The sequence below is a fragment of the Micromonospora sp. PTRAS2 genome, from assembly GCF_054052245.1.
Window position 1 is genome coordinate 198911 of the sequence record NZ_JBSWBU010000004.1, and the last position, 25064, is coordinate 223974.

Annotated in this window: 18 protein-coding genes and 1 riboswitch; of the genes, 10 read left to right on the forward strand and 8 right to left on the reverse strand. The window is 74.6% G+C overall.

Annotation, left to right across the window (positions count from 1 at the left end; all coding sequences use genetic code 11):
• Positions 1-24: 24 nt before the first annotated feature.
• Positions 25-1860: a hypothetical protein gene (locus ACVMYR_RS15875; RefSeq protein WP_457122124.1), complete on the forward strand. Its 1836-nt coding sequence runs from the start codon at positions 25-27 to the stop codon at positions 1858-1860.
• Positions 1861-2088: 228 nt separating this feature from the next.
• Positions 2089-4866, forward strand: coding sequence for a cellulose binding domain-containing protein (locus ACVMYR_RS15880; RefSeq protein ID WP_457122125.1), 2778 nt, complete (start codon positions 2089-2091; stop codon positions 4864-4866).
• A gap of 138 nt (positions 4867-5004) precedes the next feature.
• Here the strand turns inward: ACVMYR_RS15880 and ACVMYR_RS15885 are convergent, their stop codons facing one another.
• Both ACVMYR_RS15885 and ACVMYR_RS15890 read right to left on the reverse strand, forming a co-directional pair.
• On the reverse strand, positions 5005-5412 hold the full coding sequence (locus tag ACVMYR_RS15885) for a hypothetical protein (RefSeq protein ID WP_077938849.1): 408 nt from the start codon (positions 5410-5412) through the stop codon (positions 5005-5007).
• Between the two features lie 155 nt (positions 5413-5567).
• A complete protein-coding gene (locus tag ACVMYR_RS15890) occupies positions 5568-5711 on the reverse strand; it encodes a hypothetical protein (protein ID WP_158229444.1) in 144 nt (47 codons plus the stop codon).
• Positions 5712-6052: 341 nt separating this feature from the next.
• Here ACVMYR_RS15890 and ACVMYR_RS15895 point away from each other — a divergent pair, with 341 nt between their 5' ends.
• Together ACVMYR_RS15895 and ACVMYR_RS15900 are read left to right on the forward strand one after the other, a co-directional pair.
• Positions 6053-6415, forward strand: coding sequence for an STAS domain-containing protein (locus tag ACVMYR_RS15895; protein ID WP_043966924.1), 363 nt, complete (start codon positions 6053-6055; stop codon positions 6413-6415).
• A 77-nt stretch (positions 6416-6492) separates the two neighbouring features.
• Positions 6493-6942, forward strand: coding sequence for an SRPBCC family protein (locus ACVMYR_RS15900; protein WP_077938850.1), 450 nt, complete (start codon positions 6493-6495; stop codon positions 6940-6942).
• 49 nt (positions 6943-6991) lie between these two features.
• Here ACVMYR_RS15900 and ACVMYR_RS15905 read toward each other — a convergent pair whose 3' ends face one another.
• The 5 genes from ACVMYR_RS15905 to ACVMYR_RS15925 form a co-directional block, all read right to left on the reverse strand.
• The gene (locus ACVMYR_RS15905; protein ID WP_457122126.1) at positions 6992-8065 is read right to left on the reverse strand and encodes a coiled-coil domain-containing protein; all 1074 of its coding nucleotides are present in this window, start codon (positions 8063-8065) and stop codon (positions 6992-6994) included.
• Between the two features lie 4 nt (positions 8066-8069).
• A riboswitch (cyclic di-AMP (ydaO/yuaA leader) is annotated at positions 8070-8199 on the reverse strand.
• A gap of 153 nt (positions 8200-8352) precedes the next feature.
• Positions 8353-9267 (reverse strand): cation diffusion facilitator family transporter, encoded by a 915-nt coding sequence (locus tag ACVMYR_RS15910; RefSeq protein ID WP_043969258.1) that lies wholly within the window; start codon positions 9265-9267, stop codon positions 8353-8355.
• Positions 9268-9373: 106 nt separating this feature from the next.
• The gene (locus ACVMYR_RS15915) at positions 9374-11491 is read right to left on the reverse strand and encodes a HelD family protein (protein ID WP_457122127.1); all 2118 of its coding nucleotides are present in this window, start codon (positions 11489-11491) and stop codon (positions 9374-9376) included.
• Positions 11492-11695: 204 nt separating this feature from the next.
• Positions 11696-12619, reverse strand: a complete 924-nt coding sequence (locus ACVMYR_RS15920) for an alpha/beta fold hydrolase (RefSeq protein ID WP_043966933.1) — start codon at positions 12617-12619, stop codon at positions 11696-11698.
• Between the two features lie 283 nt (positions 12620-12902).
• Positions 12903-13232 carry a hypothetical protein gene (locus ACVMYR_RS15925; RefSeq protein ID WP_074474676.1) on the reverse strand — a complete coding sequence of 110 codons (330 nt, stop codon included), beginning with the start codon at positions 13230-13232 and terminating at the stop codon, positions 12903-12905.
• Positions 13233-13557: 325 nt separating this feature from the next.
• On the opposite strand from ACVMYR_RS15925, the gene ACVMYR_RS15930 reads away from it, so the two are divergent.
• The 4 genes from ACVMYR_RS15930 to ACVMYR_RS15945 all read left to right on the forward strand — a co-directional run bounded on the left by ACVMYR_RS15930 (position 13558) and on the right by ACVMYR_RS15945 (position 19338).
• Positions 13558-14049 carry a DUF3145 domain-containing protein gene (locus tag ACVMYR_RS15930; RefSeq protein WP_043966937.1) on the forward strand — a complete coding sequence of 164 codons (492 nt, stop codon included), beginning with the start codon at positions 13558-13560 and terminating at the stop codon, positions 14047-14049.
• A gap of 104 nt (positions 14050-14153) precedes the next feature.
• Positions 14154-15890: a glycoside hydrolase family 3 protein gene (locus ACVMYR_RS15935; RefSeq protein ID WP_457122128.1), complete on the forward strand. Its 1737-nt coding sequence runs from the start codon at positions 14154-14156 to the stop codon at positions 15888-15890.
• 104 nt (positions 15891-15994) lie between these two features.
• Positions 15995-16999: a glycosyltransferase family 2 protein gene (locus tag ACVMYR_RS15940; protein WP_396787744.1), complete on the forward strand. Its 1005-nt coding sequence runs from the start codon at positions 15995-15997 to the stop codon at positions 16997-16999.
• Entirely contained in the window at positions 16996-19338 is a 2343-nt protein-coding gene (locus ACVMYR_RS15945) for a hypothetical protein (protein WP_457122129.1), read from the forward strand. The genes ACVMYR_RS15940 and ACVMYR_RS15945 overlap by 4 nt, the downstream gene beginning before the upstream one ends.
• Before the next feature lie 84 nt (positions 19339-19422).
• On the opposite strand, the gene ACVMYR_RS15950 is transcribed toward ACVMYR_RS15945, so the two are convergent.
• On the reverse strand, positions 19423-22140 hold the full coding sequence (locus tag ACVMYR_RS15950) for a sugar-binding protein (protein ID WP_077938855.1): 2718 nt from the start codon (positions 22138-22140) through the stop codon (positions 19423-19425).
• 502 nt (positions 22141-22642) lie between these two features.
• On the opposite strand from ACVMYR_RS15950, the gene ACVMYR_RS15955 reads away from it, so the two are divergent.
• Both ACVMYR_RS15955 and ACVMYR_RS15960 read left to right on the forward strand, forming a co-directional pair.
• Complete coding sequence (locus ACVMYR_RS15955; protein ID WP_091275251.1) at positions 22643-23806, forward strand: ROK family protein; 1164 nt, start codon at positions 22643-22645, stop codon at positions 23804-23806.
• A gap of 60 nt (positions 23807-23866) precedes the next feature.
• On the forward strand, positions 23867-24913 hold the full coding sequence (locus ACVMYR_RS15960; RefSeq protein ID WP_077938857.1) for an extracellular solute-binding protein: 1047 nt from the start codon (positions 23867-23869) through the stop codon (positions 24911-24913).
• Positions 24914-25064: the final 151 nt, after the last annotated feature.

Consider the following 25064-nt stretch of genomic DNA (forward strand, 5'->3'; position numbering starts at 1 on the left):
ACCGTCGGGAGCGGGGAGCAGGCGATGGGTGAGGTTGGCGAGGCGGCACCGGTCGACGTCGCCGGGCCACCGGCGACCGCCGGTCGGGGGCGGGCGGTCGCCGACCGGCTCGCCCGGTTCGCCCGGCACGAGTGGACCCTCGCGGTGCTCGGGTCGCTGGTGCTGGCCGTGGTGCTGACCTGGCCGACGGTGCGCGACCTCACCGGCACCATCCCGCAGGACGTCGGCGACCCCACGTTGCAGGCGTGGCAGGTCGCCTGGGGCGGGCACGCGGTGCTCACCAACCCGACGCAGCTCTGGCACTCCAACACGTTCTGGCCGGAGCCGTACACGTACGCGTACTCGGACACGCTGCTCGGCTACGCCCCGTTCGGGTTCTTCGGCGACGGGCCGGTCGCCGCCGTGGCCCGCTACAACCTGCTGTACGTGCTGGTGCACGCGCTCGCCTTCGTCGGCGCGTACGCGCTGTCGCGGCAGCTCGGCGCGGGTTGGGCGGGCGCGGCGGTGGCCGGGGCGTCCTTCGCGTACGCGCCGTGGAAGCTGGCCCAGGCCGGGCACCTGCACGTGCTCAGCATCGGCGGGATCGCCCTGGCGCTGGCCATGCTGGCCCGGGGCCACGGCTGGTCGCTGCGGCACGGCTACCGCCCCGAGCGGGTGCGCCCGGGCTGGGCGGGGGCCGGCTGGGCGGTCGCCGCCTGGCAGGTCAGCCTCGGCTTCGGCATCGGCCTGCCCTTCGCGTACGCGCTGGCGCTGCTCTGCCTCGGCGCGGCCGGCGGGTACGGCTGGTCGTGGTGGCGGCGTCGGCAGCGGCCGGTGTTCGGCCGCCGGCTGCTGGTGGCGGACCTGGCCGGCGGGGTGTTCTTCGCCGGGGTGACCCTGCTGATGGCCGCGCCCTACTTCGAGGTGGTGGCCCGGCACCCGGACGGCCGGCGCACGGTCGAGCAGATCGCGATGTTCTCCCCGCCGCTGCGCGGGTTCCTCACCGCGCCGCCGGAGTCGTGGCTGTGGGGGGAGCGGCACGAGACGGCGCGGGCCTCGCTGAGCTTCGCCGGGGAGATGACGCTGCTGCCCGGGATGGTGCTGATCGGGCTGGCCGCCGCCGGCCTGTTCGTGTCGGCGTGGCGGGTGCGGCACCGGGTGGCGCTGGCCGTCGGGGTGCTGGTGACCGTGGCGCTGGCCGCCGGCAGCACGCTGGGCGGGGACGGCGACCCGGGGTACGTCACGCTGGTGGAGCACGTGCCGGGCTGGGACGGCGTGCGCACCCCGGGCCGGCTGGTGCTGTGGACGACGCTGCTGCTGGGCGTCCTGGCCGCCGGGGCGCTGACGGTGGGCGACGCGGAGCAGCCGTCCCGCGAGCCGGGCCCGGACGCGGCGTCGGAGCCGGAGGCGGCGTCGGAGCAGGCGGGCGGGTCCGGCGGCGGGTGGCGGCGCTGGGGGCGGCTCGTGCTGGTGCTGCCGGTGCTGCTGGTGCTCGCCGAGGGCGTCAACCGGACCCCGCACGTGCCGGCCCCGGTCGCGCCGGCGGCGATGCACGGGCTGCAGGGACCGGCGTTGGTGCTGCCCAGCGACGGCATCCGGGAGTTCCACGTGATGCTCTGGTCCACCGACGGCTTCCCGAAGATCGTCAACGGGCTGGCGTCGTTCGTCCCGGCGAAGCAGCAGGAGATCCGGGCGGCGAGCGCGGGCTTCCCGGACGCCGCGTCGGTGGCGTACCTGCGGGGGGTCGGGGTGCGCACGGTGGTGGTGCTGCCGGCGTACACGGCGGGCACGCCGTGGCAGGGCGCGGAGACCCGGCCGGTGGACGGGCTGGGCGTGCGGCGCGAGGCCGTCGGCGACGGGTACGTCTACCACCTCGACTGATCGGCCGCCGCCGGCCCGCCGGCCGGGCGAGTTTGTTGGGAGTGCTTCCTAACTCGGCCCGGTAGAGGTTACCGTGAATGCCTTCCTCGGCAGCGGGAGCCACGCGCGCCGGTGGGAAGCCAGGGCAGGCTTCCCGCGCCCCGACGTCGGGCCTGGGCACGGTCGTCCGTCGACCGCCGACGTCGTGCTCGTCCCACCACCACGGGCATCCCCGAGAGGAAACCGCAGATGCGGAGAGGTCTCGTCGGCGCGGTCACCACCGTGCTGGCCGCTGCCACGGCAGTCGTGGCCGTTCAGTTCACCGTCGCCCCGTCCACCGAGGCGGTCGCGGCCGCCTCGGAGCCGTACTCCTTCAAGAACGTACGGATCGACGGTGGCGGCTTCGTCCCCGGCATCGTCTACAACCCCACCGAGAAGAACCTGATCTACGCCCGCACCGACATCGGCGGACTGTACCGCTGGGAGCAGGCCAGCCAGTCCTGGACGCCGCTGCTGGACTGGGTCGGCGCGGACAAGTGGGGCTACAACGGCGTGGTCAGCGTCGCCACCGACCCGGTGCAGACCAACCGGGTGTACGCCGCCGTCGGCATGTACACCAACGACTGGGACCCGAACAAGGGCGCGATCCTGCGCTCGTCGGACAAGGGCGCGACCTGGCAGGTCACCGAGCTGCCGTTCAAGAACGGCGGCAACATGCCCGGCCGGGGCATGGGTGAACGGCTCGCCGTCGACCCGAACAAGAACAGCACGATCTACTACGGCGCCGAGGGCGGCAACGGCCTGTGGCGCAGCACCGACTACGGGGCGACCTGGGCCAAGGTCGCGAACTTCCCCAACGTCGGCAACTACCAGGCCGACCCGAACGACACCACCGGCTACCAGAGCCAGAACCAGGGCCTGACCTGGGTGTCGTTCGACAAGAGCACGGGCACGGCCGGCAACACCACCCAGACGATCTACGTCGGCGTGGCCGACAAGGCCAACCCGGTCTACCGCAGCACCAACGGCGGCACCACCTGGGAGCGGATCCCCGGCCAGCCGACCGGCTACCTCGCCCACAAGGGCGTCGTGGACCCGGTGGGCGGCTACCTCTACATCGCCACCAGCGACACCGGCGGCCCGTACGACGGCGCCAAGGGCGACGTGTGGAAGTTCAACCGGGCCACCGGCGCGTGGACGCAGATCAGCCCGATCCCGTCGTCGAGCTCCGACGCGTACTTCGGCTACTCCGGCCTGACCATCGACCGGCAGAAGCCGAACACCCTGATGGTGGCCACTCAGATCTCCTGGTGGCCGGACGCGATCTTCTGGCGCAGCACCGACGGGGGCGCGACCTGGTCCCGGATCTGGGAGTTCACCAGCTACCCGGACCGCAGCAAGAAGTACACCATGGACATCTCCTCGGTGCCGTGGCTGACCTTCGGCACGAACCCGGCCCCGCCGGAGGAGACGCCGAAGCTGGGCTGGATGAACGAGTCGGTCGAGATCGACCCGCACGACTCCAACCGGTTCATGTACGGCACCGGCGCGACCATCTACGGCAGCACCGACCTGACCAAGTGGGACACCGGCGGCCAGCTCACCATCAAGCCGATGGTCAAGGGCCTGGAGGAGACCGCCGTGCTCGACCTGATCAGCCCGCCCACCGGGGCCCCGCTGGTCAGCGCGCTCGGTGACCTCGGCGGCTTCCGGCACACCGACCTCGACGCGGTGCCGGCGAAGATCTTCAGCCAGCCGGTCTTCACCAGCACCACCAGCATCGACTACGCCGAGACCAACCCGGCGACGATGGTGCGGGCCGGCAACTTCACCGACGCCGACCGCCCCAACGACAGCCACGTCGCGTTCTCCACCGACGGCGGGGCCAACTGGTTCCAGGGCAGCGAGCCGGGCGGGATCAACAACGGCGGCACCGTCGCCGCGTCCGCCGACGGCAGCCAGTTCGTCTGGTCGCCGGGCGACGCCGGCCAGCAGGTCGTCCGCTCGGTGGGCTTCGGCAACTCGTGGACCGCGGCGACCGGGATCCCGGCCAACGCCGTCGTCGAGTCCGACCGGGTCAACAAGAACAAGTTCTACGGCTTCTCCGGCGGCAAGTTCTACGTCAGCACCAACGGCGGGGCGAGCTTCACCGCGTCTTCGGCCACCGGGCTGCCGAGCACCGGGAACGTCAAGTTCAAGGCGCTGCCCGGCAAGGAGGGCGACATCTGGCTGGCCGGCGAGGGCGGGCTGTGGCGCTCGACCGACTCCGGGGCCACCTTCGCCAAGCAGGCCGGCGTGTCGTCGGCGGTGAACGTGGGCTTCGGCAAGGCGGCCCCCGGGCAGACGTACCCGGCGCTGTTCGTCTTCGGCACCGTCGACGGGCAGGCCGGCCTGTTCCGGTCGGACAACACCGGCGCGGCCTGGGTCCGGATCAACGACGACAAGCACCAGTACGGCAACGCGGGCGAGGCCCTGACCGGCGACCCGCGCGTCTACGGGCGGGCCTACCTGGGCACCAACGGGCGGGGCATCATCGTCGCCGACCGGCTCGGCGGCGCCACCACCCCGCCGGCCACGACGCCCCCGGCGACCACCCCGCCGGCGACCACGCCGCCCGCGACGACGCCCCCGGCCACCACGCCTCCGGCGACCACGCCTCCGGCGACCACGCCCCCGGCCACGACGCCGCCGGCCACCCCGACGGGCACGCCCGTGCCGGCCGGGGCCTGCTCGGCGACGTACAAGGTGACCACCTCCTGGTCCGGTGGCTTCCAGGGCGAGGTGACCGTGAAGAACAACAGCGGCTCGGCGAAGAGCTTCTGGGGTGTGGTCTGGAACTTCCCCGGCGGCCAGCAGATCACCCAGCTCTGGGGCGGCACCTACACCCAGACCGGGGCGCAGGTCGTGGTGCGGGACGCGGGCTGGAACGGGACGCTGCCCGTCGGCGGCAGCACCACCTTCGGCTTCGTCGCCAGCGGGACCGGAGCCAACTCGACCCCGGCGATCCTGACCTGCACGGCCAACTGACCGCACACTGACCGCCCCGCGCGGTCCCGAAACGCCGGGCCGGCCTCCCCGCACGGAGGCCGGCCCGGTTCGCGTCTCGAAGGGCCGGCGACGGCCGGCCGGGGATGCTCAGCCCGCCAGGGCCCAGCCGCCCAGGGCTCAGCCGTCCAGGCCGACCGGGGAGTTGGGCCGGTCGACGTCGACGAACTCGATCTCCTCGACGTCGCGCTCGCCCCGGCGCCCGGCGGCGCGCGCCGCCGAACCGGCGGCCCAGCCGATCGCCGCGCCGGCCAGGGCGGCCCCGATCAGCAGCGCCCAGGGCAGGGCGGGCCGGCGACCGGCGAGCGCGTCGAAGGCCAGCACCGCCCGGCGGCGCGCCTCGTCGGCCGCCGAGCCGACCAGGTCACCCGCCTCGTCGGCGAGGCCCGAGCCGCTGCGCCGGGCGGAGCGGGCGGTGTCGCGGACGCTGTCCCCGGCGGAGGCGACGGCGGAGGCCAGGTGCTGCCACGCCTGGTCCGCTATCCGCTCGGGCTTGCTGCGGCGCTCCAGCAGGTTGGTTCCGAACATCGTGCTACCTCCTCGGGTGCCGAAGCTTGCGGCCACTTCGGACTGCGGCGTGGGTCCGGTGGGCGGTCGCCCGGGGTCCGCCCCGGCGCGGTCCGCCCACCGGGGCAGTGCCCCACCCGACGCCACCGCAAACCCCCGGCGCGCCGGCCGTGCCCTCAGCGTACGGACACCACCGCCGCGCCCCGGGCGAAGTCGTCGTCGTCGTCATCGTCGTCGTCCCCGGCGCCGCCGAAGCCGCAGGCCAGCATGAGTGCGAGCAGCGCGCCGACGCCGGCCAGGCCGGCCAGTCTCCGGATCATGGGGTGGTCCCTTCCGAGCTACGGGTGTGGACGTCGCCGATGCTAGGCGGGGCGGGCAACGGTGGCGGGTCCCGCCGGTGGCGGCCGGGTGGGCACACGCCCGGGGAGCGGGGTGCGCGCAAAGGTCGGAGGGGACCGCTACCCTGGGTCGGCGACACCGGCCCCCGGGCCGGTCGTGCGGCAAACAGGATCTGAAAAGTCCGGATAAGGGCAACGTGTTTTGCCCTGATCCACGAATTGCTCATCCCGAGGGGTGGCGACCGAGGCCATCGGAGGAATACTCTCGGTCGCGGCCCGCGTACTGATGAGGCGCCCGTCAACGGGCGAGTGGAGGTGCTCGCGTGAGCCTGTCGATCGTGAAGTCGGTTCTTTCCGGTGGTGTCATCGAGATCGCCCCGCGCGGTGAGATCGACGTCGACACCGCGTACGAGGTGCGTGAAGCCATCGCCGAGGTGCTCACCAAGGGGCGGCCCGCCCGCATCGAGCTGAACATGCGTCTCGTCACCTTCATCGACTCGGTCGGCATCAGCGCGATGGTGGCCGGCTTCCAGACCGCCGAGGTCAGCGGGGTGAAGTTGGTCGTCACCGAGCCGAGCCGGTTCGTGCACCGGCAGCTCTGGGTGACCGGCCTGCTCGGGCTCTTCGGTGCCCCGGAGCCCTACCTCGCGGGCACGGCCACCCCTGAGGTGCTGCCCGGCGCCTGACGCGGCCGCCCGCGCTGGTCCACGCGCCGGGGCCTTCGACCCTTCCCCCACGCCCCCGGGTGGGGGACGATCGACGGATGCCCCGGCGCGACAGCTTCCAGTACTCGGTCCAGGCCCGCTGCTCGCGGGCGGAGGCGGTGGCGCTGCTCAGCGATCCCGCCCGGCAGACCGAGCTGCATCCGTTGATCACGCGGGTGCGCCGGCTGTCGTCCCGACCGGGAGCCCTGGCCAGCTACGCGATCACCGACCAGCTCGCCGCCGGGCCGGTGCGCTTCGGCGTGACGTACCAGGCGGACGTGCTCGTGGTGACCGACGACGAGATCGTCACGGTGGCCCGGCAGCGGCCGGCCACGACGGTGCGTAACCACACCCGGCTGCGCGACGAGCCGGACGGCCTCGTCCGCGTCGACGTGGAGATCACCCTGGTCGCACCGACGCCGCTGTTCGCGTACGCCTTCCGGCAGGCCCGCTCGGCGCACCTCGGGCTGGCCCGCCGGCTCGGCGAGGTGCTCGGCCGGGCGGCGTAGCGCCCCGGCGACCGTCCCGTCGGGGGAGGGCCGCCGGGGCGGGCGCGGGTCAGATCACCGACAGGTGCACGTGGTTGGTGTGGTCGCTGGACGGGTCCCCGTTTCCGCCGCTGTACGCCTTCCAGCCGCTGCTGGGCAGCCAGATCTGCTTGAACCAGATCACGTACAGCACGGCGAGCCGGTCGGCGTTGCGCACGAAGTACGCCGCCAGGTTGTTGCCGTAGGTGCGGTCCCCGCCGCTGGCCACGCCGCCGAAGCCGCCCTTCTGCGCGGCGAAGTCGCAGGCCCGCCCCTTCGGGTGCTCGCCGGAGCCGCCGGGCCGGTAGCAGGAGACGTACCGGGTGAAGCCGGCGGCCTTGGCCTGGTTGAGCGCGTGCAGGGTGCGCGGGGTGATGCAGCCGTTGGCGGGGGTGGGGTCGTTGACGCTGCACGACTCCGCCGGCCAGGAGCCGTCGGAGTTGCGCTTCGCGGGGGTGGCGTTCGCGCTGGAGGTGCCGCCCGGGCTGGACCCGCCGCCGCTGCTGCTGGCCTTGTTGTTGGCCACGGTCAGCGCCCGCTCGGCCTGCTCCTTGCGCTTGCCCATCAGCGCGACCTGCTTGCGCTGCTCGCGGATCTCGCCGTCGAGCGCCTGCCGGGTCTTCGTCGCCTCGTCCCGGGTGGTCAGCAGCTCGCGCAGCGCCCGGTCCTCGTTCGCGGCGATCGTGTCGAGCGCGGCGGCCCGGTCCAGGAACCCCTCGGGGGAGCTGCTGTCGAGCAGCACCGAGGCGGCGGTGAGCCGGCCCTTCTTGTACGCCACCCCGGCGATCTCGCCGACCTTGGTGCCGCGGGTGACCAGCTCGGCCTCGACCGTCTTGAGCTGGCCGCCGAGCTGCTGCTGCCGCTTCACCGACCGGTCGAGGGCGGTCTTGGCCTCCAGGTAGCCCTTGCTCGCCGCCTCGAGCTGGGCGCGCAGGGCGGGCGTGCCGCCCTCCTCGTCGTCGCCGGGTGCGGCGGCGAGCAGGCCGACGGGCGGCGCGGCCCCGGCCGGCGTCACCGGCGCGGCCCCGAGGCCGACGGCGAGCGTCAGCACCAGCGCCGCCGCCACCCGGGCAGCGATCCTTCCTACAGGTGCCACTACTGGCATATGCATGTCCTTCCGTCAGCCGCCGACCGGGTTAGCTGACGGGTTCGGGACGGAAGATCCCTACCGCTGGAGCGGATGCACCCCACAAACATGGTTCCCCGGCTCGCCCGCAGGCGATTAGGCGGCGGCCACCACAGGCGCCGGAGGGCGCCGCCCGGCGATGGCCGGGGCCGAGCCTACCGGTGCGCGTGGGACCAGCGCTGCTTCCGTGACGGAGGGTACGCGGATGAAGCCTGTCAAGTCAGTCATTCGGCCACGAATATCGCGAAAATTGATGAGCCTCGGTCTCACCAGCCGGCCGGCCCGCAGCCGTCGCGGGCGGCTCCCGGCTCGACCTGCAAGGTGGCGTGCTCGATGTGGAAGTCCTCGTGCAGGGCCGTGCGGGCGGCGGTCAGCACCGCGCCGACCTCCGCGCCGGGCGCCATGGTCAGGTGGGCCGAGGCGACCTCCATGCCGGAGGTCAGCGTCCAGACGTGCAGGTCGTGCACCTCGACCACGCCGGGCACGGCGGCCAGCCGGTCGTGCACGGCGGTCACCTGGAGGTGCTCCGGCGCGGCCTGCACCAGGATGCGCACCGCGGCCCGCCCGAGCCGCCAGGTGCGGGGCAGGATGAACACGCCGATCGCGACGGCCACCGCCGGGTCCGCCCACCACCAGCCGGTGGCCATGATCAGCGCCGCCGCGCCGATCACGCCGACCGACCCGAGCAGGTCGCCCAGCACCTCCAGGTACGCCCCGCGCAGGTTGATGCTCTCCTTCGCCCCGCTGCGCAGCAGGGCGAACGCGGCGACGTTGGCGAGCAGGCCCAGCACCGCCACCACGAGCATCGGGCCGGTGGTGACCTCGGGCGGGTCGCCGAAGCGGCGGACGGCCTCGACGAGGACGTAGACGGCGACGCCGCTGAGCAGCAGGGCGTTGCCGAGCGCGGCGAGCACCTCCAGCCGGTAGAGCCCGAACGTGCGCTGCGGGTCGGCGGTGGCCCGCCGGGTGGCGGTGATCGCGGCGAGCGCCATGCCGATGCCGAGCACGTCGGTGAACATGTGCCCGGCGTCGGAGAGCAGCGCCAGCGAGCCGGTGCCGAGCGCGGTCACCGCCTCGACGATCATCAGCGCGGCGAGCAGCGCGAACGCCGCCCAGAGTCGACCCGAGTGGCGGTCCGCCGCGTTCGCCGCCCCGTGGTGGTGGTCATGACCTGCGCCCACGCCCACACCCTCCGTCCGTGATCCCCGCCCGGCCCAATCTATGCTCACATCGCAATATGTGCAAGTGATCGACAGCGGTCCGGCCGAGGAACGGCCGGGCGCCGGATCAGCCCGTGGGTTCGATGGTGACGAGGCGCTGGGTCGCCCGGGACAGCGCCACGTACAGCGTCCGCACGCCCGACCCCGGGTCGGCCCGGATCTCGCCCGGGGCGACCAGCACCACGCCGTCGTACTCCATGCCCTTGGCCTGGAGGCTGGTCACCACCTGCAGGCGCGGCGCGGCCCGGCCCGCCAGCCAGCCCGCCACCTCGTCGCGGCGCGGCACCGGCGTGATCACCCCGACCGTGCCCTCCACCTCGCCGAGCAGGTCGCCGACCGCCGCGACGGTCGCCGCCGCCAGCTCGGCCGCCGGCACGGTCAGCTCGACCGGGGCCACGCCGGTGGACCGCACCGCCCGGGGCAGCGCCAGGTCCGGGTAGAGCCGGCGGATCTCCGCCGCCGCCACCGCGAAGATCTCCGCCGAGTTGCGGTAGTTGGTGGTCAGCTCGAACTGGTGCCGCCGGCGGCGGCCCAGCGCCGCGTCCCGGGCCCGGGTCAGCTCCTCCGGGTCCCCCGTCCACGCGGTCTGCGCCGGGTCGCCCACCACCGTCCAGGACGCCAACCGGCCCCGCCGGCCGATCATCCGCCACTGCATCGGCGACACGTCCTGCGCCTCGTCGACCACCACGTGCGCGAAGTCGCGGTAGTCCTCGGGCCGCTCCCGGGCCGCCTCCCGCGCCGCGCGCTGCCGGTCGGCATGCGTGCTCAGCTCGCGTACGCCCCCGGCGAGCTGGAACGGGTCGCGCTTCGCCCGCTTCGGCTGCAGCGGCTTGCCCAGCAGCGCGTCCAGCTCGTCGAGCAGGGCGATGTCGGCGATCGTGAGCCCCTCGACGTCCAGCGCCCGGTACGCCTCGACGAGCAGGCCCACCTCCGCCCGGGACAGCACCCCGGCGGCGTATCGCCGCAGCCGGTCGGGGCGGGCCAGCCAGCCCAGCACGTGCCGGGGGTGCAGCCGCGGCCACCACGCCTTGAGGAACTCGCGGAACTCGGGCCGCTCGGCGATCTCGTCCTCGAACGCGCGCTGCTCCGGCAACCGGCCGATGCCCAGCCGCCGGGCCTGCGCCCACAGCGCCGCGAACACCCCGTCGAAGCCCGCCCGGCGCGACTCGTTGCGGCGGGCCCCCCGGCCCAGCGCCCGGTCCCGGATGCCGTCGAGCTCCCGGCGGTCGAGCCGCAGCAGCTCACCCCGGTAGAGCAGGCGCAACTCGCCCGGCCCGCCCGGCACCGCGTCCCGCACCGCCCGCTCCAGCACCCGGCGCATCCGCAGGGAACCCTTCACCGCCGCCACCTCCGGCGGGTCGGTGCGCGTCGCGCCCATCCCCGGGAACATCGACCCCAGCGAGCGCAACGTCGCCGTCTCCTCGCCCAGCGACGGCAGCACCGAGGCGATGTACTCCACGAACACCGCCGACGGGCCCACCACCAGGATGCCGCCGCCCGCGTAGCGGCTGCGGTCGGAATAGAGCAGGTACGCCGCCCGGTGCAGGGCCACCGCCGTCTTGCCCGTGCCCGGCCCGCCCGAGACGATCGTGACCCCGGAGGCGGGGGAGCGGATCGCCTCGTCCTGCTCGCGCTGGATCGTGGCCACGATGTCCCGCATCCCCCGGCCCGTGGCCCGGGACAGGGTCGCCAGCAGCCCTCCGTCGCCCACCACCGCCATGTCCGGTGGGGCCGCCGCCGGATCCAGCAGGTCGTCCTCGATCCGGGTCACCCGCTCCGCCGACGAGGAGATCGTGCGCCGCCGCACCACGCCCAGCGGCTGGGCGGGCGTCGCCTGGTAGAAGGCGGCGGCGGCCGGGGCCCGCCAGTCCACGACCAGGGTCTCGGCGTCCTCGCCGCGCACCCCGAGCCGCCCCACGTGCAGCACCTGCCCCTCGCGCAGGTCCAGCCGGCCGAAGACCAGCCCCTCGTGCTCGGCATCGAGCACGTGCCGGCGCTGGGCGGCGTGGAAGACCATCGCGTCCCGCTCGACGAGCGCCCCGAAGTTGCCCACCCGGGCCAGGCGGTAGCCGTCCTTCTCGGCCTGCGCGGCAAAGCGGCGCAGCTCGGCGAGGCGGGCGTACACCCGGTCGAGGTGCCGCTGCTCGGCGGCGATCTCCTGCTCCAGGGTCGTGCGGTCGGTCAACGTACGGGCTCCTCGCAGACGGCGGCGTCGGCCGCGCCAGGGGCGCGGCGGCGCGCCGGGGTGACCGGGTGAGGGTACGGCCAGCAGCTGACGGCTTCGCGGGGCCATGCCGCCGCCGCGATCCACCCCACGTCCCGGGCGGCCGGCGCGGGTCCCCCGGTCGGCGCCGCCGCGGCCCCGGTCAGGCCCCGTCGGGGCCCCCGGTCAGCGCGGCGCGGACGCCTCCGGCGCGCCCGCCAGCACCCGGCCCAGCACCCCGGCCAGGGCCGCGTTCACCTGCTCGGGCCGCTCCATCATCAGCATGTGCCCGGCGCCCGGGCAGACCGTCAGCTCCGTCGCCGGCAGGGCCGCCGCGATCGACTCGGCGCACGGCGGCGGGGTGAGCCGGTCCCGGTCGCCGACCAGCGCCGCCGCCGGCAGGTGGGCCAGCGCCGCGAGGGTGTCCAGCCGGTGCTGGGCCCCGATCGACGCCCGGAACCCGCCGATCGAGCGCAGCGTGGCCCGGGCCACCGCCGAGGTGACCAGCCGGATGTCGGTCGGGTCGCAGCGGTCGCCGAAGAGCATCCAGCGGATGCTGGGCCGCAGGGCGCGCAGCAGCGCCCGGGGCGGACGCCACGCGCCGCAGCGGGCCAGCACCCCCGCGCCCGTGGTCTCGGCCAGCCGGATCAGCCGGGCGATGCGGGGGGAGAGGCCGTAGACGGTGTGGGTGTGCCCCTCGGCGGTGGTCGAGACGAACACCAGCCCCGCCGTGCGGGCGGCGAAGTGGCCGGGGTGCCGGTGCGCGTACTCCATGATCGTCATGCCGCCCATCGAGTGCCCGACCAGCACCACCGGCCCGGCCGGCGCGACGGCGTCGAGCACGGCGGCCAGGTCGTCGCCGAGCTGGGCCAGGGTGGCGGTGCGCAGCGCCATGCAGCCGGACCGGCCGTGCCCCCGGGCGTCGTACGTGACCACCCGGACCCGGTCGCCGAAGCGCTCGCGCAGCTCGGCGAGCTGCCGGTGCCAGCTGCGCCCGTCCAGCGTCCAGCCGTGCAGCAGGACGGCGGTGACGTCGGCGTCGGCCGGCCCGGACGTCTCGACGTGCAGGCGCACGTCGTCCGTGAGCCGCACCTCCACGTGTTCCGGCATCGCCGCCTCCCCTCGGGCCGCCACGGAAACTTCACCGCCGGGTGACCCAGCAGTAACAAACCGACTACCCGCCATGACACCACGCCAACCCTGTGCAAGGAAGGGCCCCTTCTTAACGCCTGCGGTAGAGAAGGGTCCCCTTCTCACCTTCGACGGCCCGGAGGGGCGCGGGAGCGGGGTGCAGACGGCGAACCGCCCGCCGGGTGGCCCGGCGGGCGGTTCGCGGTGGCGCAGGTGAAGCGGTTGTCGCAGGTGAAGCGGTCGAGCGGGTGTCGCGGCGGGCTCAGCCGCCGAAGACACCGGCCTCGGCGAGGCGCTTCTCGGTGGCGTCCCAGCCGTGGTCGGGGTGGGCGGCCGCGAGGCTGTTCAGCTCGGCCCGGATCTTGGCGGCGTGGCCGGCGGCGGCCAGCACCCGGATCTCCTCGACGAAGGCGTCGGAGTCGGTGCGCAGGTGCGCGGTCTTGCCGTTGGTCAGGTTCCGCACGTAGGCGTGCTTGCCGCCGTTGAGCGGGATCAGGTACTTGAACTCGCCCAGCACGCTGAGGGCCCCACCCTGGCCAGCCTGGCCGGCCCGGACTGACGCGCGCGCGGTCTTAGAGGTGTTGCTCGCCACGGAGGTACTCCTTGGAGACGTACGGGAGGACGGGGAACGTCCGGGGGCTGTGACGGGGGACGCCCGGGAAGAGCCTCGCCCCGCCGAAGATGTGCGCGGCACAAGCCGCCGAGAGAACTGTACACGACCACGATGCCTGGCTGGTCACCGCGACTGTCGGAGGGCACAACCGAGGCCGCCGGCCGGGCATTCCGTCCCCGTCCGGGGCGGCGAATTTTCCGATTCCCTGGCGCACCATCCGCCCCACCAGTCATCATGTGTTTCAACAGCCACTCGGGTGTCGAGGTCGTAGGGGAAGACGCACCTCGCTCTCCGGGAGGTCACCGTGCCAACGCGTGGCGTCGTATACGTCCACTCGACCCCGCTCGCCGTGTGCTCACACGTCGAGTGGGCGATCGCGCGCGTCCTTGCCGCGCCGGTCAACCTGCAGTGGACGGCCCAGCCCGTCGATCCCGGCGCCCGCCGGGCCGAGTGCGGGTGGACCGGTCGCCCGGGGACGGGCGCCGAGCTGGCTGCTGCCCTCCGGCAGTGGCCCATGATCCGTTTCGAGGTGACCGAGGAACCGAGCGCGGGCGTCGACGGCGAACGCTTCATGTACGTTCCGGGGCGGGGCCTGTTCCGGGCGACCGTCGGCGCGGCCGGCGACATCCAGCTCGGCGAGGACCGGCTGCGCGGCATCATGGCCGCCGCGCGGGCCCCCGAAGCCCTCGCGCACGCGCTCGACAAGGCGCTCGGCACGGCCTGGGACGCCGAGCTGGAGCCCTACCGGTACGCGGGCGACGGCGCGCCGGTGACGCTGCTCACCCGCGTCGGCTGAGGGTCGCCCCGGCCGCCTCCCCGCCCGGATGCGGCCGGTCGCCACGGTGTCGGCGCGGCGGCTTGACCGGGCCGAGTTGCCCCGATAAGGGGTGAACTGGTGGGATGGACCGCGTGTCGAACTCCCCGCGACGTGCCGGCGTCGCGCTCGCCGCCCTGACCGCCGTGCTGCTCACCGGGTGCACGGGGGAGCCGGACCGGCCCCGCCCCGCCCCGTCGGCCAGCCCCGCCGCGGCCGACCCGACCCCGTCGGGCGCGCCGACCGCGACCGCCGACCCGGCCGCCCGCGCCGCCGCCCTGGTCGGCACCCTCGCCGACGAGGACCTGGTCGGCCAGGTCCTCATGCCCTACGCGTACGGCGACAACGCCACGAAGGTCTCCACCGGCTCCGCCGCCGGCAACCGGGCCCTCGCCGGGGTGGACACCCCGGCCGAGATGGTGGCGAAGTACCGGCTGGGCGGGCTCATCCTGGTCGGCTTCAGCGCCGACGACCCGACCTCCGGCAACCAGGAGACCACCAACGTCGACAACCCGCAGCAGGTCCGCGAGCTGACCACCGGGCTGCGCGACGCGGCCGGGAAGCTGCCCGCCGGCGCGGCCCCGCTGCTGATCGGCACCGACCAGGAGTACGGGGTGGTCACCCGGATCACCGACGGGGTCACCCTGCTGCCCAGCCCGCTGGCCGCCGGTGCGGCCGGGGACCCGGCGCTGACCGAGGCCGCCTGGCGGGCCGCCGGCCAGGAACTGGCCGCGATGGGGATCAACCTCGACTTCGCCCCCGTCGCCGACGTGCTGGTCACCCGCAGCACGGTGATCGGCTCCCGGTCGTTCGGCGCGGACCCGAAGCGCGCCTCGGCGCAGGTGGCCGGCGCGGTGCGCGGGTTGCAGGGCGCCGGGGTGGCGGCCAGCGTCAAGCACTTCCCGGGCCACGGCCTGAGCGCCGCCGACTCCCACGAGGAGCTGCCGGTGATCGGCCAGAGCCGCAAGGTCCTCGACTCGACGGCGTTCCCACCGTTCTCCGCCGGCATCGATGCCGGTGCCCTCGCCGTGATGTCCGCCCACCTCGACGTCACCGCCGTCGACCCGGGCACCCCGGCGACGTTCTCCCACAAGGTCCTCACCGGCGTGCTGCGCGGCCAGCTCGGCTTCAAGGGCGTGGTGATCACCGACGGCATGAACATGGCCCCCGCCAAGCGCTGGTCGCCGGGGGAGGCGGCGGTGCGGGCGCTCAAGGCCGGCAACGACCTGATCCTGATGCCGCCCAACGTCACCCAGGCGTACGACGGGCTGCTCGCCGCCCTGCGCGACGGCTCGCTGCCCCGGGCCCGGCTGGTCGAGGCGGCGACCCGGGTGCTGACCATGAAGTTCACCCTGGCCGGCACGCCCGCCCCGGCGATGTCCACCCTGAACGACCCGGAGCACCGCAAGGCCGCCGAGGCGCTCGCCGCCGGCGCGGTCACCGTGCTGCGCGGCTCCTGCACGAAGGGGGTCGCCGGCCCCGTCACGGTCACCTCCTCCGGCGGCCGGGAGAAGACCCGCGACCTGTTGACGCAGGCGCTCACCGCCGCCGGGGTGAAGGTGGTGCCGAGCGGCGGCACCCGGGTCCACCTCGTCGGGTACGGCGACGGCAGCGGCGACCTCGCCGCCGACGCGGCGGTGACCGTGGCGATGGACACCCCGTACGTGCTGGCGAAGGCGAAGTCGCCGACGCTGCTGGCCACGTACTCCTCCAGCGCCGCGTCGATGACCGCGCTGGCGAACGTGCTCGCGGGCCGGGCCCGCCCGACCGGCCGCTCCCCGGTGCCGGTGTCGGGGCTGCCCGCGACGACCTGCGGAAACTGACCCGGGCCGGCGGTCGCAGGTCGGCGCGCGCGGGCCTTGCGGGCCGGGCCCGGCTGGTAGCGTGCGGCTGTCCGAGCGCCGCAGACGAGACGGAGGCGAGCCCCGTGACGCGACCGGAGCCGGCGCTGTCGGTCGTGGTGCCGATGTTCAACGAGGAGAGCGTGCTGCCGCTGTTCGCCCCGCGGCTGCGGGCCGTCCTTGACGCGCTCGGCGAGCCGTACGAGGTGCTGGTGGTCGACGACGGCAGCACCGACGGCACCTCCGCCGGCCTGGCCGGGCTGCGCGCCCGCTGGCCGCAGCTGCGGGTGCTGCGGCTGCGCCGCAACAGCGGCCACCAGGCGGCCCTGGTCGCCGGGGTGCTGCGGGCCCGGGGCCGGTGGGTGGTCAGCCTCGACGCCGACCTCCAGGACCCGCCCGAGACCGTCGCCGAGATGCTGCGCCGGGCCCGCGCCGACGGCCTCGACATCGTGTACGGGGTGCGCGCCGACCGCAGCCGCGACACCCGCTTCAAGCGGTGGACCGCCGCCGGCTACTACCGGCTGATGCGTCGCCTGGTCGGCAAGCAGGTGCCCGCCCAGGCCGGCGACTTCCGGCTGCTCAGCCGGGCGGCCGTGGAGGCCCTGCGGGAGCTGCCCGAGCGCAGCCCCGTGCTGCGGCTGGTGGTGCCGTGGCTGGGCTTCCCCAGCGGGGAGGTCACCTACCAGCGCGAGGAACGGGCCGCCGGCCGCACCAAGTACCCGCTGTCCCGGATGGCCGGGCTGGCCGCCGAGAGCGTTACCAGCTTCTCCGCCGCGCCGCTGCGCGTGGCCACCTGGCTGGGGCTGGTCGGGGTGGCCGTGTGCGGGGTGCTGGTGGTGGTCGCCGTCGCCGCCTGGCTGGCCGGCTCCACGGTCACCGGCTGGCCCTCGCTGTACGTGGCGATCCTCTTCCTCGGCGCGGTGCAGCTGCTCTGCCTCGGCCTGCTCGGCGAGTACGTGGCCCGGATCTACACGGCCGTGCAGGGCCGCCCGGCGTACTTCGTGGCGAGCGACACCGGCGGGCCGGGCGCGGCCGACGCCGACGGGCCGGCGGCCGGCGGCACCGCCGAGCTGGCCGACAGCCTCCGGTGACCGCGCTCGCCTCCGGCGGCACCGACCCGGCCGGCCCCCGCCGCGACGCGACCGCCGACCGCGCGACCGTCGACCCCGCGTCCGGCGGCGCGGCCGGCAGCGGGCCCGCCCGGCGTCCCGCCGCCCTGCGGTACGCCCCGGCCGTCGCCGGCTACGCCGTCGTCGTCGCCGCGCTGCTGGCCACCGGCACCCCCGCGCCCGACGTGGCCCGCTGGACCGGTTACGCGCTGCTGGCCGTGCTGCTGCCCGGCACGCTGGTGTTCCGCGCGCTGCGCCGCCGCCCGCACACCCTCGTCGAGGACGTGGCGTTCGGCGCGGCCGTCGGCCTGGTGCTGGAGCTGGCCGGGTGGGCGGCGTTCACCGCCGCCGGCCTGCCCCACCTGCTGTGGCTGTGGCCCCTGGCGGTGCTCGTGCCGTTCGCCGTCGTGCCCGGGCTGCGCCGGCACTGGCGGGCCACCGGGCACTCCCCGGTGCCGACGGGCTGGGCCTGGGCCCTCGCCGGGGTCGTCGCCGGCTTCACCCTCTATCTCTACGAGTCGTTCCTGCGGGTCAACCCGGTGCTGCCCACCGACGAGGGGCAGGCACAATACATCGACCTCGCGTTCCAGCTCTCCCTCGCCGGTGCGGCCACCCACCAGGTGCCGCTGGACGTGCCGCAGGTCGCCGGGGAGCCCCTGCACTACCACTGGTTCGGCTTCGCCCACTTCGCGGCGGCCAGCCTGGTCAGCGGCGTGGACCTGCCGACGGTGTTCTTCCGGCTGGGCGTGCCGACGCTCTGCGCGCTCGCGGCCGTGCTGGCGGCGGTGGTCGGCTGGCGGGTCACCGGCCGGCCGTACGCGGGGGTGGCCGCCGCCGCGCTGATGTTCACCGTCGGCGAGTTCGGCTACGAGAACGGGATCCGCCAGCTCTTCGGCACCCAGGCCACGTTCATCGTGTGGGGCAGCCCGTCGATGACGTACAGCTGGGTGTTGCTCCTGCCGCTGGTGGCGGCGCTGGGCGAGCTGGTCGGGCGGGCCCGGGGCTCGGCGGTGCCGGCGTTGGGGCGCGGCGCGTGGGTGCTCGCGGCGCTGTTCCTGGCGGCCTCGACCGGGGCGAAGGCCAGCTCGGTGCCGGTGGTGCTGGCCGCGCTGGCGTTCACCGCGGCGGTGTCGCTGGTGTTCCGGCGCACCCTGCCCCGGGCGGTGCTGGCGGCGGCCGGGCTGGCGCTGGCCGCGCAGCTGTTCGCCACCGCCGTGCTGTTCGCGTTCGAGAGCCACGGGGTGACGGTCGACCCGTTCTCGGGGCTGCGGCCGTACGTCGGGACGGGCCGGCCGGCGGGGACGACCGCGCTGCTGTGGGTGGCGGTGTTCGTCGCGTTCCTGCTCAACCTCCAGCTCCGGCTGGCCGGGGCGGTGGCGCTGCTGCGGCTGCGCCGCTGGCGGCTGGAGCCGGTGCAGGTGTTCCTGCTCGGCGGGGCGCTCGCCGGCCCGGCGATCTACCTGCTGGTGGGGCACCCGGGCAGCAGCAACCAGTACTTCACCCGGGCCGGCTTCGCGTTCGGGGTGATCCTGTCGGCGTGGGGCTGGGCCGAGCTGGTCGACTCCGCCGCGCTGGGCGCGCGGGGCCGGGCGCTGCTCGGCGCGGGGGCGGCCGGGCTCGCCGTGCTGCTGACCGCCGTCCAGCTGTGGCGTCCGGCGGCGTCGCCGTCGACCCCGGCGTACGCGCCGGTGCTGCCGCTGCTGACCTGGGCGGCGGCGCTGGCGGCGGTGGCGCTGCTGGTCGGGCTGTGCTGGCCGGCGCTGGTCGGGCGCTGGCCGGGGCTCGCCGGCCGGGGCGGGGCGGTGCTGCTCACGGCCGCCCTGGTCGCGGGCGCGCCGGGGCTGGTGCTGGACGCCGCCGCCGCGCACCGGTTCCCCAACGGCGGGGCGTACCCGGTGGAGCGGATGCCGGCGACCCGGGTGGCGGCGGCCCGCTACGTGCAGGAGCACAGCGCGCCCGGCGACGTGGTGGCCACCAACGCGCACTGCCGGGCGGTGGTCAACGGCTGGTGCGACGCCCGGTCGTTCTGGGTCAGCGCCTACACGGAGCGCTCGGTGCTGGTGGAGGGGTGGGCGTTCGCGCCCCGGATGGTGGGCCTGCCCGGTGGCCCGTACGCCCCGTTCTGGGACGCCGGACGGCTGCGCGCCAACGACGCCGCGTTCACCGCCCCCACGGCCGAGGGGCTGGCCGACCTGCGCGACACGTACGGCGTGCGCTGGCTGGTGGTGGACCGGCGGGTCGCGCCGGAGTCCCCGGCCCTGGGCACGCTCGCCGACCTGCGCTACACGAACGCCCGGATGGCCGTCTACCGTCTCCGCTGAGGCGCGCCCCGGTGGGCCCAGGTGTTAGGAGGGGCCCCTTGTACAACAGCATGCGTTAACAAGGGGCCCCTCCTTTCCGGAGGGTCAGCGCAGCGGGAGGCTGCGGGCCACGGCCGCGCCGTGCGACTCGTACGCGGCCAGCAGGGCGGTCGGCCGGCCCGAGGCGACCGGCACGACGACCGTCACCGACCGGTTCGCCTTCAGCTCGACCGTCCGGTCACCGAGGGCGGCGGAGCCGTCCCAGGCGTACAGGTAGGCCGTGCCGGACCGGTCGGCGCGCAGGGTGACCTTCACCCCGCCGGGGACCCGGCGCTGGTCGGTCAGCCGCAGCGCCTTCTCGGGCAGCCGCGCCACGGCGGCCGGGGCCACCCCGTCGACCGCCGACTGGGCGATGGTCTGCGGGCTGTGCACGCTGCGCGCGGCGGTGTCCGGGAAGACCGGGGCACTGGGCTGCCGCGCCGCCGGGGTGTAGCCGGGCAGGGTCGCCAGGCCGTAGCGGTACGGGTCGGCCCGTACGCCGGTGAACGTGGACCAGCCCAGCCGGGACTGGGAGCTGAGATCCTGGGTGTCCGAGTCGTAGACCAGGACGTTGAAGCCCATCCGGTTCGGGTCCACCGCGTCGGGCAGCACCGCGAACGGGATGCTGGCCTCGATGGTGTAGCCGGCGTACGGGCTGGTCACCTTGCTGACCACGGTCATGCCTGGCGCGGTCGTCGCCCCCGGGCCCTGCCGGTTGTCGGCGTCGCGCTGCCAGCACGGCGGGTCACCGTTGGCGGGGTCGTCGGTGACGGGGAAGATGCCGGCCTTGAACACCGTGGAGGTGTCGGTCGAGTTCCCCTTCGGGTCGACGATGATCTCGACGCTGTCGGTGCGCCGCTGCCGCTTGCAGTCCTGCGGCACGACCTTGCGGCCGAGCACGTCGTCGGTGACCTGGACGAACACCTTGAGGGCGTCGGCGGTCCAGGCGATGCGGCCCTTCGCCGAGGCGTCCTGCGGCGTGGTGGCCTGACCCTCCCAGATGCGGGAGAAGTCCAGCTCCTCGCCGGGGTACTCGCCGGCCGAGGCCACGCCGTCGACCGCGTGGTCGTGGCCGGCCTGCGGGACCTCGGTGGTCGGCACGATCTCCAGCGCGCCGGTCTCCACGGTGCTGCCGGCGGCGCTGGTGGTGGTGATGGTGATGCCGTAGTCGCCGTCGGTGCCGCCCGCGTTGGCGGTGGGCAGGGTGGCGTCGGTGTTGGTGACGGTGAAGGTGACCGCCCCGGTCGCGCCGGGGGCCAGGCCGGTGTAGCTCTTGGTCGCCGCGTCGGCGGTGAAGCCGGCGGGCAGGCCGAGGGTGACGGTGCCGCTGCGGGTGGCCTCGCCGTGGTTGCGCAGGTCGACGCGGACCGACCGGCTCTTGCCGGAGCCGATGGTGAGCACCGGCTTGATCAGCGTGTCGAGCTGCGGGTATCCGCCCTCGCCGGCCCACTCGCGGAACACGCCCACCTCGGGCAGCGGCTCCAGGGTGCCACGCACGTCGGCGACGACCCGCACGGCCCGGTCGGTGCGCCCGACGCCCTGCCGGGTGGTCAGGGTCGCGCCGACGAGCTGCTGCTGGTTGGTGTCGGCGCCGGCGGGGACGGTGACGGTGAACGTCGCGGTCCGCTCCTTGCCCGCCGGCACGCTGCCCCGCAGCGCGCCGGAGCCCTTGGCGGTCCAGCCCTGCGGCAGCCGCAGGTCGATCCGCGGCGCGGCCAGTGCCCGGTCCCGGGGCGCTCGCACGTGCGCGGTGACCTTGACGGTCTCGCCGGGGGCGAGGTCGAACCGGTCGGTGGTGAGGTACAGCTCGGTGCCCCGGGGCAGCCCGCCGGCCGCGTTCGGCAGCACGGAGCCGCGCAGGATCGCCTCGGGGGAGGCGTCCGCCGGGTCGTACGGGACACGGCTGTCGACCAGGGTGTAGAAGTCGCAGCGCATCTTCGTCGGGTCGGTGGGGGCGGCGGCGGTGCCGGCCCAGCCCTGGGTGACGTACTCCCGGCGGGCGTCGACCTCGATCTCGGCCCAGGTCTTGCCGGTGGCGCTCGGCGTGCCCTCCCAGACCCCGAAGACCTGGTCGGTGGGGACGGTCGGCACGAAGCTGGACGCGCACTCGGGCCCGGCGGCCGATGTGCCGGTGCCGCCCGTACGCAGGAACTTCGCGGCCCGGAACGGCTTGAGGCCCTCCTTGCGGAGCTGCTCGGGGAACGCGGCCGGGTCGGCGGCGGCGTGGAACGCCTCGGCGGCGAACCGGGCGGCCTGCTGGTGGTTGCCGTGGTTGCCCGGGGTCGGCGAGGGGTTCATGGTCATGACGATCTCGGGCCGGGTCTGCCGGATCACCCGGACGATCTGGCCGAGCGTGTCGTCGTGTCCCCAGATGCGCTCGGACAGCGGCGCGGACGCCGTGTACCAGAAGTCGACCCGGTCGAGGTTGTAGAGGTTCTCCACGCCGGCCCGGCCGATCGCGGTGCGCTCCTCGCGTTCGCGGATGATGCCGAGCGGCGGGCCTTCTTCGAGGCCGACGGCGTTGCCGCCGCCCTCGCCGCGGGTGATGGTGACGACGCCGGCCTTGGCGCCGTACTTCTCCTTCCACTGCCCGAGGGTGGCGAGGCTGCCGGCCTCGTCGTCGGGGTGGGCGCTGACGAAGAGGACGTCGAGGTCGACGGTGTCGCCCGCCCGGCCGCCGTGGCGGTCGGCGGCTGCGTCGGCGGGGGAGGCGAGGGCGGCGGCGGGCACCCCGGACAGGGCCAGGGCTAGCGCCGTGGGTAGCAGGAACGCCTTGATGCGCATGCGGATCCTTCCGGAACTGTCCCGGGTCCGGGCAGCGGCCATCGCCGTCGGACGCGCGGCGTCGACGCGGGGTCGCTGATCGGGCGGCGGGACGGTGGGGCGGAGCCGGTGGCCGCGGCGGTGCCGGGCCACCGGCTGGGCAGCGGCGGGAAACGCCGCGGTACGGCGACGGCGGGGGTGCCGTCACCGGCGGTACGGCAGCGGCGCGGACTCCGTCACCGGGTACAGCGGCGGCGCGGGTGTCCGTACACACTGGAAGGCCTTCGCCCGGTGACGCTAGGGACCGGCGCGGCGGCCCGTCAATGCTTTGCAAGGTCTTTCTTCCTTTGCAAAAGAAATAAATTCAGGCCGGTCCACCTCTCCGGGTGCCGGCCCGGTCGCGCGCCCCCGATCCGACATCGGGGTCGAAGCGGGGCGTTTTCCCTGTTCGTGAGGGTTCCTCGGGTGGGCCGAGACGCTTTCGTTACTTGACTCGATAGTTCGTTCGCCGTAGGAAGGAAGTGTGACTGACGTGGTGACGCCACCAACGAGCCCGGTGAGCCGGGAGCGGTCGAAGGAGATCAAGCGGTTGTCCGTGATCTCCACCGCCCGCCAGGTGCGGGTGCTCTCCCGCGCCGAGCTGACCGAGCTCACCGGCCTGAGCCCCGCCACGCTCACCCCACTCGTGCGCGAGCTGATCGCCGAGGGCTACCTCATCGAGCGGGGGCCCGGGGCGTCCCGCGCCGGCCGCCCCCGGGCGATGCTGGAGTTCAACCCGCGCGCCGAGCTGGTCGCCGCCGTCTCCCTGGAGCCGTCCCGGCTCAGCTGCGAGATCGCCGACAGCGACGGCACCGTCGTCGCCCACCGCACCGTCCGCCTCGCCGGCGACATCATCGACACCATCTGCCGGTCGGTGCCCGAGCTGGCCGGCGACGGCCTGCCGGCGCTGCGCGGGGTCGCCATCGCCGCGCCCGGCGTCTCCTCCGGCGGCGCCGTCCGGCTCGCCCCCTCGGTCGGCCTCGTTGAGGGCCGGCCGATAGGGGAGGCGGTGCAGCGGCACCTCGGCGTGCCGGTGGTGGTGGACAACGACGTCAACCTCATGGCGGCCGGTGAGCACGCGGCCGGCGCGGGCAGCGACGTCGCCGACCTGCTGCTGCTGCACGTCGCCGACGGCATCGGCGCGGGGCTGGTGCTCGACGGCCAGGTCCGCCGGGGCGCGGGCGGGGCGGCCGGCGAGGTCGGCTTCCTGCCGCTGGACCCGGCCGACCGGGGCCACGACGGGGTCGGCCCGTTCGAGGCCCGCTGGTCGGAGAACGCCGTCGCCGAGCGGGTGGTGGCCCTGGCCCCCGGCCGGCGGCCCGACGCCCCGGTGGCCGCCCTGGTCGAGCTGGCGCGCGCCGACGAGCGCGCCGCCGCGTACCTCGACGAGGTGCTGACCGCCTGGTCCCGGCTGATCGTCTCCTGCGTCTGCGTCATCGACCCCGGCCGGGTGCTGCTCAGCGGCGCCGCCGCCCAGCTCGACGACCCGGCCGTCGACCGGCTCCAGGCTTTGGTCGCCGCCGCCGCGCCGAGCACCACCGAGGTCCGCCGGGCCGTGCTCGGCGACCGGGCCGTGCTGCACGGCGCGGTCAGCTACGCCCTCTCCGCGGCGGCCACCGGGCTGCCCACCCTGCTACCCGCCCCCTAGCTCCGCCCCTCAGCTGCCCACCCCTGGCTCCACCCGACCCGAACCCCTCGGAGGTACCCCATGAGACGTCGCCTTCTCCTCGCCGGTGCGCTGGCCACAGTCCTCGCCGCAGGCACCGCCTGCGGCGGCGGTGGCGACGACGCGTCCGGCGACGCGGGCGCCGAGAAGCTCACCATCTACACGGCCCGCGACAAGAAGGTCTCCACCTTCGTGGTGGACCAGTTCACCGCCAAGTACCCCGAGTACAAGGGCAAGGTGGAGATCCTCAACCTGGGCGCGCAGGAGATCCTGGAGCGGGTCCGGGCCGAGAAGGCCAACCCGCAGGCCGACGTCTGGTGGGGCGGCACCCAGCAGGGGCTCTCCGCGGGCGCGTCCGAGGACCTGCTGACCGGCTGGCAGCCGGCGTTCGCCGCCAAGATGGACGCGAAGTACAAGGACGCCGAGGGCCGCTGGTTCGGGGAGATCCTGCTGCCCGAGGTCATCATGTACAACAACAAGGCGCTCACCCCGGAGCAGGCCCCGAAGGACTGGGACGACCTGCTGAAGCCGGAGTGGAAGGACAAGATCGTCATCCGTGACGTCGCCGCGTCCGGCACCATGCGGTCGATCTACGCGTCGATGATCATGCGGCAGTCCCCGGACGGCAGCAACCCGCAGCCCGGCTACGACTGGCTGAAGAAGCTGGACGCCAACACCGGTTCGTACGCGGCCAACCCCGCCGACCTGTACCTCAAGCTCTCCCGCCAGCAGGGCGTGCTCAGCGCCTGGAACCTCCAGGACATCCTGCTCCAGGCCAACCAGTCGAACATGCCGTTCGGCTACGTGATGCCGGCCTCCGGCGCCCCGGTGCTCGTCGACGGCATCGCCGCGGTCAAGGGCGGCAACACCACCGGCGCGCAGAAGTTCATGGAGTTCCTCTTCGACGACGCGCTCCGCGCCGACCTGGCCAAGGACTACTACCAGATCCCGGCCGTGGAGATCGCCGAGAAGCCGCAGTGGCTGGCCGAGCTCAACCTCAAGCCGCTGGACGTCAACTGGGACGTGATCGGCAAGAACGAGACCGAGTGGATCAACCACTGGAACAGCCAGATCAAGAACAAGGGCTGACCACGGCGGCACCCGGGGCGGGCGCGGCGCGCCCTGGGCCCTGCCCAGCGGGGTGAGAAGGGGACCCTTCTCTACCGCAGGCGTTAACAAGGGGCCCTTCCTTGCACAGCGCCCGCCCCGGAAGCCACCCAGCCAAACAGGAGAGGACGCC

Excerpts from the sequence above, each read along its gene's own strand:
- ACVMYR_RS15920 (WP_043966933.1), bottom strand. The coding sequence starts at position 12,619 with ATGCCGGAACACGTGGAGGTGCGGCTCACGGACGACGTGCGCCTGCAC.
- ACVMYR_RS15905 (WP_457122126.1), bottom strand. The coding sequence starts at position 8,065 with ATGCCAGTAGTGGCACCTGTAGGAAGGATCGCTGCCCGGGTGGCGGCG.
- ACVMYR_RS15890 (WP_158229444.1), bottom strand. The coding sequence starts at position 5,711 with ATGATCCGGAGACTGGCCGGCCTGGCCGGCGTCGGCGCGCTGCTCGCA.
- ACVMYR_RS15880 (WP_457122125.1), top strand. The coding sequence starts at position 2,089 with ATGCGGAGAGGTCTCGTCGGCGCGGTCACCACCGTGCTGGCCGCTGCC.
- ACVMYR_RS15875 (WP_457122124.1), top strand. The coding sequence starts at position 25 with ATGGGTGAGGTTGGCGAGGCGGCACCGGTCGACGTCGCCGGGCCACCG.
- ACVMYR_RS15960 (WP_077938857.1), top strand. The coding sequence starts at position 23,867 with ATGAGACGTCGCCTTCTCCTCGCCGGTGCGCTGGCCACAGTCCTCGCC.
- ACVMYR_RS15935 (WP_457122128.1), top strand. The coding sequence starts at position 14,154 with ATGGACCGCGTGTCGAACTCCCCGCGACGTGCCGGCGTCGCGCTCGCC.
- ACVMYR_RS15950 (WP_077938855.1), bottom strand. The coding sequence starts at position 22,140 with ATGCGCATCAAGGCGTTCCTGCTACCCACGGCGCTAGCCCTGGCCCTG.
- ACVMYR_RS15885 (WP_077938849.1), bottom strand. The coding sequence starts at position 5,412 with ATGTTCGGAACCAACCTGCTGGAGCGCCGCAGCAAGCCCGAGCGGATA.
- ACVMYR_RS15900 (WP_077938850.1), top strand. The coding sequence starts at position 6,493 with ATGCCCCGGCGCGACAGCTTCCAGTACTCGGTCCAGGCCCGCTGCTCG.